General features: G+C 67.7%; 7 protein-coding genes. 4 read left to right on the top strand and 3 right to left on the bottom strand.

What is annotated here, in order from left to right; translation table 11 throughout:
* Positions 1 to 120 precede the first annotated feature (120 nt).
* Positions 121 to 1,080: a 23S rRNA (guanosine(2251)-2'-O)-methyltransferase RlmB gene (rlmB, locus tag ABD231_RS30880; RefSeq protein WP_344159674.1), complete on the bottom strand. Its 960-nt coding sequence runs from the start codon at positions 1,078 to 1,080 to the stop codon at positions 121 to 123.
* A gap of 1 nt (position 1,081) precedes the next feature.
* Positions 1,082 to 2,515, bottom strand: coding sequence for a cysteine--tRNA ligase (gene cysS / locus ABD231_RS30875; protein WP_344159670.1), 1,434 nt, complete (start codon positions 2,513 to 2,515; stop codon positions 1,082 to 1,084).
* Between the two features lie 67 nt (positions 2,516 to 2,582).
* On the opposite strand from cysS, the gene ABD231_RS30870 reads away from it, so the two are divergent.
* The 4 genes from ABD231_RS30870 to ABD231_RS30855 all read left to right on the top strand — a co-directional run bounded on the left by ABD231_RS30870 (position 2,583) and on the right by ABD231_RS30855 (position 6,644).
* Complete coding sequence (locus ABD231_RS30870) at positions 2,583 to 3,770, top strand: neutral zinc metallopeptidase (RefSeq protein WP_344159667.1); 1,188 nt, start codon at positions 2,583 to 2,585, stop codon at positions 3,768 to 3,770.
* Positions 3,771 to 3,873: 103 nt separating this feature from the next.
* Positions 3,874 to 4,692 carry a lysozyme gene (locus ABD231_RS30865; RefSeq protein WP_425554225.1) on the top strand — a complete coding sequence of 273 codons (819 nt, stop codon included), beginning with the start codon at positions 3,874 to 3,876 and terminating at the stop codon, positions 4,690 to 4,692.
* 30 nt (positions 4,693 to 4,722) lie between these two features.
* Positions 4,723 to 5,277, top strand: a complete 555-nt coding sequence (locus tag ABD231_RS30860) for a GNAT family N-acetyltransferase (RefSeq protein WP_344159665.1) — start codon at positions 4,723 to 4,725, stop codon at positions 5,275 to 5,277.
* Between the two features lie 80 nt (positions 5,278 to 5,357).
* Complete coding sequence (locus ABD231_RS30855) at positions 5,358 to 6,644, top strand: peptidase C39 family protein (protein WP_344159662.1); 1,287 nt, start codon at positions 5,358 to 5,360, stop codon at positions 6,642 to 6,644.
* Positions 6,645 to 6,647: 3 nt separating this feature from the next.
* Here the strand turns inward: ABD231_RS30855 and ABD231_RS30850 are convergent, their stop codons facing one another.
* The gene (locus tag ABD231_RS30850) at positions 6,648 to 8,327 is read right to left on the bottom strand and encodes a DUF2207 family protein (protein ID WP_344159659.1); all 1,680 of its coding nucleotides are present in this window, start codon (positions 8,325 to 8,327) and stop codon (positions 6,648 to 6,650) included.
* Positions 8,328 to 8,424: the final 97 nt, after the last annotated feature.

The following is an 8,424-nucleotide window of genomic DNA, read 5'->3' as shown; positions in this document are numbered from 1 at the left end:
CCTGACCGTGCAGACCGGGCACCACTGTCGATACCGGCTCGACGAAGCGCATCGCAACCACCTCCGATTGCCCACTATAACAGGCATATGCCCACTTTATCGGGCATAGACGGAGCTGGTTCAGCTTGCGCGGCGGCGGGAGATTTCGTAGAGGGCTACGCCGGTGGCTATGCCGGCGTTGAGGGATTCGGTGGCGGATGTCATGGGGATGGAAACGATGAGGTCGCAGTTTTCGCGGACCAGGCGGGCCAGGCCTTTGCCTTCGGAGCCGACCACCAGGACGATCGGTTCGGTGGCGGCTGCGAGGGCGGGGAGTTCTACTTCGCCGCCCATGTCTAGGCCGATGACCAGGAGGCCGGCGTCCTTGTAGGACTTGAGGGCTCGATTGAGGTTGGTGGCTCGGGCTACCGGGATGCGGGCGGCGGCGCCGGCGGAGGTTTTCCAGGCTGAGGCGGAGACCTGGGCGGCTCGGCGTTCGGGGACTACTACGCCGTGGGCGCCGAAGGCGGCGGCGGAGCGGGTGATGGCGCCGAGGTTGCGGGGGTCGGTGACGCCGTCGAGGGCGACGATCAGGGGGACCTCGTGGGCGTTGTAGGCGCGGTCGAGGAGGTCGTCGGGGTGGGCGTACTCGTACGGCGGGATCTGGATCGCGAGGCCCTGGTGGGAACCGCCGGCGGTGACCCGGTCGAGCTCCGGGCGCGGGACCTCGAGGATCGAGATGCCGTGCTGGGTGGCGATCAGGAGGGCCTCGCGCAGGCGGGCGTCGCGTTCGGTGCCTTCGGCAACGTGCAGGGCAGCGGCCGGTACGCCGGCGCGCAGCGCCTCGACGACCGGGTTGCGGCCGTAGACCCACTCGACGGTGGCGTCGGTGTCCTTGCGGACCGGACGGCGGCGGGCCTCACGCTCCTCGGCGCGCTCCTTCGCCTTGGCCCGCTTGTGGGCTGGGTGCTTGGTGCGGTCGACTGCCTTCGGTGTCGGGCCGCGGCCCTCCAGCCCCTGGCGGACGCGTCCGCCGGACCCGGCCGTCGGGTTGCCTGTCTTCTTCCGGATGGCGCCCTTACGGCGGCTACTGCCTGGCACTTCAGATTCCTTCGGTCGGGTTCGGCGCCGCGAGCGTCCAGCGCGACCCCTGGGGTGTGTCCTCGACGACGACGCCGAGCGCCTTCAGCCGGTCGCGGATCGCGTCCGACGCGGCGTAGTCCTTACGTGCCCGGGCGGCCTGGCGCTGCTCCAGCAGTGCCTTCACCAGCCCGTCGACGACCTCGGTGAGCTCGTCTCCGGCCGCGGCACGGGACGCCCACGGCTCGGCCAGCGGGTCCAGTCCGAGCACGCCGAGCATGCCCCGAACCGCCGCCAGTGCTTCCCGCAACGCGGCCGAGTCGCCGTCGGCGACCAGCTTGTTCCCGTCGCGGACTGTGTTGTGCAGTACGGCGACCGCGGCCGGCGTACCCAGGTCGTCGTCCATCGCGGCGACGAAATCCGCCGGCAGCTCGGCCGACGGGGCGACCCCGCCGGTGACCTCGGTCGCGCGGGCGACGAACCCGTCGACCCGCTGGAAGCTCTTCGCGGCCTCGTCGAGCGCCTCGAAGGAGAACTCGACGACCGAGCGATAGTGCGACTGCACGAGGTAGTAGCGCAGCTCGATCGGGCGCACCCGCTCGACCACGTTCCGGACGACGGCGCTGTTGCCCATCGACTTCGACATCTTCTCGCCGGCCGTGGTGACGAGCGCGTTGTGCATCCAGGTCCGGGCGAACTTCTGTCCGACCGCGGTCGACTGGGCCAGCTCGTTCTCGTGGTGCGGGAAGCGCAGGTCCAGCCCGCCGCCGTGGATGTCGAACTCCTCGCCGAGGTACTTGCCGGCCATCGCCGAGCACTCCAGGTGCCAGCCCGGGCGGCCGCGACCCCACGGGGTCGGCCAGGAGGCCGTCCGCGGCGTGCCCTCGGTGTACCCCTTCCAGAGCGCGAAGTCGCGCGGGTCCCGCTTGCCCCGCGGATCCGCGTCCTCGGCGGCTTCCATGTCAGCGATCTTCTGGTGCGACAGAGCGCCGTACGCCGGCCAGGACTTCACGTCGAAGTAGACGTCACCCGAGCCGTCCGGAGCGACGTACGCGTGCCCGGCCTCGATCAGCTGGTCGATCATCTCCAGCATCTCCGGGATGTGCCCGGTGGCGCGCGGCTCGTACGTCGGCGGGCGGCACCCGAGGACGTCGTACGCCCAGTGCAGCTCCCGCTCGAACTCGTAGGCGTGCGCCCACCACTCGACGCCGCGTTCGGCCGACTTGGCCAGGATCTTGTCGTCGATGTCGGTCACGTTGGCGATCACGGTGACCTGGTAGCCCGAGCGCTCGAACCAGCGCCGCAGGACGTCGAAGACGACCTCCTTGTAGATGTGCCCGACATGCGGGGCACCCTGCACCGTCAGCCCACAGTGGTAGATCCCGACCTTGCCCGGATGGACCGGTACGAAATCCCTCACTGTTGCCGTCGCGGTGTCGTACAAGCGAAGTGTCACCGGTCAAGAGTACGGGAAATGGCACTTCTCCTTGACAAGATGTCCGGAGCACCCCTCAGGAGGACCCTTGTCGAACCAGCAGTACGGCCCGCCGCCCCAGCAGTACGGCGGCCAGCCCGGCCCGCCGGCGCAGTACGGCCCCCCGCAGCAGCCGCCGTACTGGGGACCTCCGCAGGGTCCGCCGATGGGGCCGCCGCCCGGACAGCCGCCGTACGGCGGACCGCCACCGGGACCAGGTTTCGGGTTCGGGGGGAACGGCTTCCCGCCGCCGAAGAAGAAGCGGAGCAAGGCGCCGTTCATCATCGTGCCGGCCGTGCTGCTGTTCGCCGGTGTGGTGTCGCTCTACCTGTTCGCCCTGCACGCGAAACAGGAGCGCCGCAACAACTACTCGAGCTCACAGCCGACGTACACCTACACGACGCCCACTCCGGCGCCGAAGTGGAACCCGTCGACCACCCGGCCGACGGCGACCCAGCCGACTCAGCCGCGGGCGACCCAGCCGACGCCGACGAAGACGACCCCGCCGCCTCCGTCGGACCTCGACCTGACCGCGCGGAACAAGTTCTACAAGACCGGCGTACAGAAGTCGGTGAACTGCCGCGCCCCCAACCTTGCCCCGGTCAACGAGCCGAACGCTCGTAAGTACTACGCCGCTGTCATCGCCTGTCTGAACAAGGCGTGGCCGGCGCAGGTCCGCAAGTCCGGTGTGGAATGGCAGGGCGTCAAGATGACGTCGTACTGGTACTCCGGCTACAGCCCCTGCGGCAGCATGACGCTGCGGTCGTTCTACTGCGGCTCCAACCGGACCATCTACATGGACGCCAAGTCCGATGTCGACGACTGGAAGAAGTACCCCAACTTCCCGGCCGGCCGGAACTGGGTGCGCGCCGGGATGATGGACACCACGGCCCACGAGTACGGCCACCACCTGCAGAAGGTCACCGGGATCCTGGCGGCCAGCCACCGGCTCAAGTACCAGAAGAGCGGTGACAAGGCGCTCGAGCAGAACCGGCGGATGGAGATCCAGGCGACCTGCTTCGGACACGTCTTCCTGGGCGCGAACCGCAGGACGATGATCACCAGCGGGATCCGCAAGGAACTCGTCTACATCAACAACAATTCCGGCGACGAGTACGACACCGTCCGGGACCACGGCAGCAAGGAGATCCAGCCGTACTGGGCCGACCGTGGCTACAACACCCGGAATCCCGGGTTCTGCAACACGTTCGTCGCCGGGTCGCAGTACGTCCGGTAGATACTCACGGTGATCACTATCAGAGAAGGTTGATTCTTACGAAGATCGGGTAAACCTCTGCCGAGCGCTCTGTACCGCCCCCATCGCTCTGTGGAGGTTCACCGTGAAGTCAGTTCTCACGGGTGCCGCCGTCACTCTTGGCCTCCTCCTGGCCTCGATCGGCTCCGCCCAAGCCAGCAACACCGCAGCACACCAGCCCACCCCGCAAGCGCGCCAGCACGGCATCGACCGCGCCGGCGAGGCCTACGCCGGCTGGTTGCAGAACACGAGCACCAGCGCCGCCCCGGCCGAGATGGCACCCACCGCCTCGGTCGAGGGCATCGATGTGTCCAGTCACCAGGGCAACGTCAACTGGTCGGCCCAGTGGAACGCCGGCAAGCGGTTCGCCTACGTGAAGGCGACCGAAGGCAACTACTACACGAACCCGTACTTCGCCCAGCAGTACAACGGTTCCTACAACGTCGGCATGATCCGCGGCGCCTACCACTTCGCCACCCCCAACGACTCCAGCGGCGCCAACCAGGCCACCTACTTCCTGGCCCACGGCGGCGGCTGGTCCCGCGACGGCAAGACGCTGCCGGGAGCGCTCGACATCGAGTACAACCCGTACGGCGCCACCTGTTACGGACTGAGCCAGTCCGCCATGGTGAGCTGGATCCGGGACTTCCTGAACACCTACAAGGCCCGCACCGGCCGCGACCCGGTCATCTACACCAACCTGGACTGGTGGACCCGGTGCACCGGCAACAGCACTGCGTTCCGCACGACCAATCCGCTCTGGGTGGCCCGCTACGCGTCAGCGCCGGGCACTCTGCCGGGCGGCTGGCCTGTCTACACCATCTGGCAGTACAGCTCCACGCCGATCGACCAGGACCGGTTCAACGGAGACATGTCCCGCCTGACCGCACTTGCGAACGGATAAACGGGTTGCACGGTCACATAGCCTCGATAGGTGACTTACACGTTGCCGATCGAGACCGACCGTCTTACTCTGCGCCGCTACGTTGAATCCGACTACGACGACCTGCTGAAGCTGCAGTCCAACCCGGACGTCGCCCGCTTCCTGCTGTACGACGCGAAGACGCCCGAGCAGGTCAAGGAATCCCTCGCCGGCCGGCTGGCCGATGTTCCGATGGACGGCCCGGACCAGGCGCTCACGGTCGCCGTGATCCTGCGGGAGACCGGCCAGCACGTCGGCGAGGTGACGTTGTTCGTCTACAACTTCGAGCACAGCTGTGGCGAGATCGGCTTCGTCTTCCACCCGGAGTTCCACGGCCACGGGTACGCCGGTGAGGCGTCGACCGAACTGCTGCGGCTCGGGTTCGAGGAGCTCGGGATGCACCGGATCATCGGCCGCCTCGACGCGATCAACACGAGCTCGGCGAACCTGCTGAAGCGGCTCGGAATGCGCCAGGAGGCGCACTTCGTCCGGAACGAGTTCATCAAGGGCCAGTGGACCGACGAGGCCGTCTTCGCGATCCTCCAGGACGAGTGGATCAAACGCTAGTAAGAAATTAACCGGTTCGCTCAAGGATTGCGGCACGCGTTCACCGCGACAGCGGCGAGCGCCGGGTCTACCGTCGAAAGATGACCGCCGCCCGTAGTCTCACCGCCCTGTTCACCGGTGTGGTCGTGCTGAGCTCGGCAGTGCTGCCGAGCGAGGCCGTCAAGGTAGCCCCACCGCGACAGATCACCTTCCACACGTGGACGTCGAACGCCGACTTCCTCGCCGGTGCGCACTCCGGCACCACAGTCACCGACGGTTCGCTGACGTTCGGCCAGGCGACCGGCAGTACGTCGTACGTCGATCCGTTCGGCGACGGGACCGCCAAGAGCTACGACCAGGCCAGCTGGGTGTCGCCGCAGGTCAGTACTGGTTTCGGAGTGACCGAGCTGATCGCCTCCTGGAACGCGACCACCCCGCCCGGTACCTGGGTCGAAGTGTCGATGGCGGCCAAGACGAACCTCGGTGCGACCACCAAGTGGTACGTGCTCGGTCGCTGGGCCGGTGGCGACGACACTGCGGCCGGTGACATCCACCGCACCTCGGTACCGAGTCAGGGCGACACCAACGGCCGCGTGGCCGTCGACACGTTCGTGGCCGCCAAGGATCGGTGGATGGACCGCTGGCAGCTCAAGGTGACGCTCTACCGGCTCACCGGTTCCACGCAGGCACCACTCGTCCGATCGGTCGGGGCGGTGTCATCCCGACTGCCCGCTGACGCGAAGGTTGCCGTGAGCCCCCTTGGTGGCGCGGAAGGCGTCGTACTGGACGTACCGCCGTACTCGCAGGAGACGCATATCGGCCACTACCCGCAGTGGGACAACGGTGGTGAGGCCTGGTGTTCGGCGACCTCTACGGCGATGGTGCTCGACTACTACGGCGCTGGGCCGACAGCTGACGAGACCGACTGGGTGGGCGACGAGCCCGACCCGCAGGTCGACCACTCGGCTCGCAACGTCTTCGACTACGCGTACGACGGCGCTGGGAACTGGCCGTTCAACACCGCGTACGCCGGGAGTCGGGGCGTCGACGGTTTCGTCACCCGGCTGCGGTCGCTGACCGAGGCGGAGCAGTTCATCAAGGCCGGGATCCCACTGGTCGCCTCACTGTCGTTCAAGAAGGGCGATCTGCCCGGCGCCGGCTACGGAACCAACGGCCACCTGATGGTGATCGTCGGCTTCGCCCCGAACGGCGACGTGGTCGTCAACGACCCGGCGTCACACCTGATCGCCAGCAACGACCAGGTGCGGACGACGTACGACCGGGCCGCGTTCGAGAACGCGTGGGTCCCGCACTCCGGCGGCCTGGTCTACGTCATCCACCCAGCTGGTACGCCGCTCCCACCGCATGAGCCGCAAGCCAACTGGTGATTGCTAGCGAGCGAACAGAGCGCCGGTGAGGTTGGTGGTCAGGTTGCGCAGGGAGTCCGGCAGGTTCTGCAGGTGCCAGCCGGCCGGACCGCGGTACCAGGCGAAGCCTTCGTCCTCATCTGCGTCGTCGTCGGTCGCGACCAGCGCGTCGATCCAGCGCTCCGAGCCGCCGAGCACGACGGCGTACGGGAGAGCGCGGGAGCACAGTACGGCGTGCTGGTCGGTCGGCAGCTCACTGACGTCCATCTCCGCCAGCTCGCCCCGGATCGCAGCGATCTGACCGAGAACCTTGCCAGCGGCCGGGGCCTTGGCGGGCATGTGCCGGCCGATGAACAGCAGTCCGACACCGACGGCGGTGACCGCCAGGCCGACCAGACCCCAGCTGCTCAGCAGCGCGAGCACAACAGTCAGTACGACGCCCGCAACCGTGGTTCCGATCCCGATGGTCGCCCACAGCGAGCGCGTGCGGTCGGGGCGCTCGTTGAACCAGCCACGCTTGACCACTCCGTCGTACAGGGCGTCCTGCACCTGGGCGAGGTTGGCGCGCACCTGGCGGCCGAGCTCGGAGACCAGCACCGAGTCGGAGTCGCCGAAGACCGCGCGGATCAGCACGTTCTCGTAGCGCTGCAGCTCCTCGGCCGGGGCGTTCGCCACACGGCGCAGCTCCCAGTCCGGACGCGCATACTCGCTCTGGTGCGCGAGCTCGATGATCGTGATGTGCCCGCGGACTGCCAGGTCGATGATGGACGCGGTCACGTCCACCGGGTCGATCCGCTCGTCGATCAGCGTGCCGACCTCACCAGGCCGCAGACCCGACGGCGGCGTGAAGTCGATCTTCGCCTCCTGCCCGAGACTGAACAGCGACGCCGGTACGACGCGTCGCGGGTCGACCTCGTCGCGGCCGCGGAGGCGGTAGAGGACCAGCAGTGCCAGCGCACCCAGCACCAGCAAGCCGACCGCGGTCAGCAGTTGGGCAGTGTCAGTCGAGAAGGCGCGGGCGAACGTCTTGCGGTACTCGACGATCGAGTTGGCCGCGATCTCCCCCTCGGGGAAGCCGACCGTCATCCGGACCGTGTTGCCCGGCGGCAGGCTCGCCTGCTCGAACGTCGGCCCGGCCACCTCGGCGAGCTGCGCCAGCGTGCACGGGGTGTTGCTGTCGATCGCACCGACGAAACAGGCGATGTGACTGGTCTCCGGGACGCTGTACTCGACGTGCACCGACTGGATGGTCAGGTTGATGCCGCTCAGCGGAGCGAACTGCACCTCGGTGCCGTTCAGCGTCTTCGCCACCGCGCCCTTGACCGTGTAGCTCACGTCCAGCTGGGTGTCACCGCTCAGATCACCCACGGCGATCGAGGTGACGTCACCCTCGACCTTCTGCTCGACGTTCTTGTCCGCACCGCCGGCCTTGACCTTCAGGTCGCCGATCTGCTGCACGTGATCGATGTCATCGGCCAGGTGCCGCCGGGTGAGCAGGAACCGGCTGAAGGTGCCGGTGACATTGCTCAGCTTCCAGGTCTCGGCGACCCGGAGCAGGCCGTCCTCCTCGACCCGTACCTGGGCCGAGTAACTGGAAACGACCGGATCGGCCGTCGAATGGGTGGTTGTCGCGCCGGCCGGTACGCCGGTCAGGGCGGCAAGACCGAGTGCACACAGAGAAGTCCCGAGCAGACGTAGACGCATCGCCCTATCACACCGTAATCAGAGGGTCAGTTGACTCGGGCACCCTACCGTGACGCGGGCCACCACCAGTGTGAGCCGCACCTTGAGTAGCGTTCTG

Source organism: Kribbella yunnanensis (assembly GCF_039529655.1).
In the GTDB taxonomy this organism is placed as follows: domain Bacteria; phylum Actinomycetota; class Actinomycetes; order Propionibacteriales; family Kribbellaceae; genus Kribbella; species Kribbella yunnanensis.
The sequence above is the reverse complement of the archived record's forward strand: the minus strand, read 5'-3'. Positions and strand labels throughout refer to the sequence as shown.

Bases quoted from the DNA above. Each gene is read 5' to 3' on its own strand.
- ABD231_RS30855 (WP_344159662.1), top strand. From the start codon at position 5,358: ATGACCGCCGCCCGTAGTCTCACCGCCCTGTTCACCGGTGTGGTCGTG.
- ABD231_RS30850 (WP_344159659.1), bottom strand. From the start codon at position 8,327: ATGCGTCTACGTCTGCTCGGGACTTCTCTGTGTGCACTCGGTCTTGCC.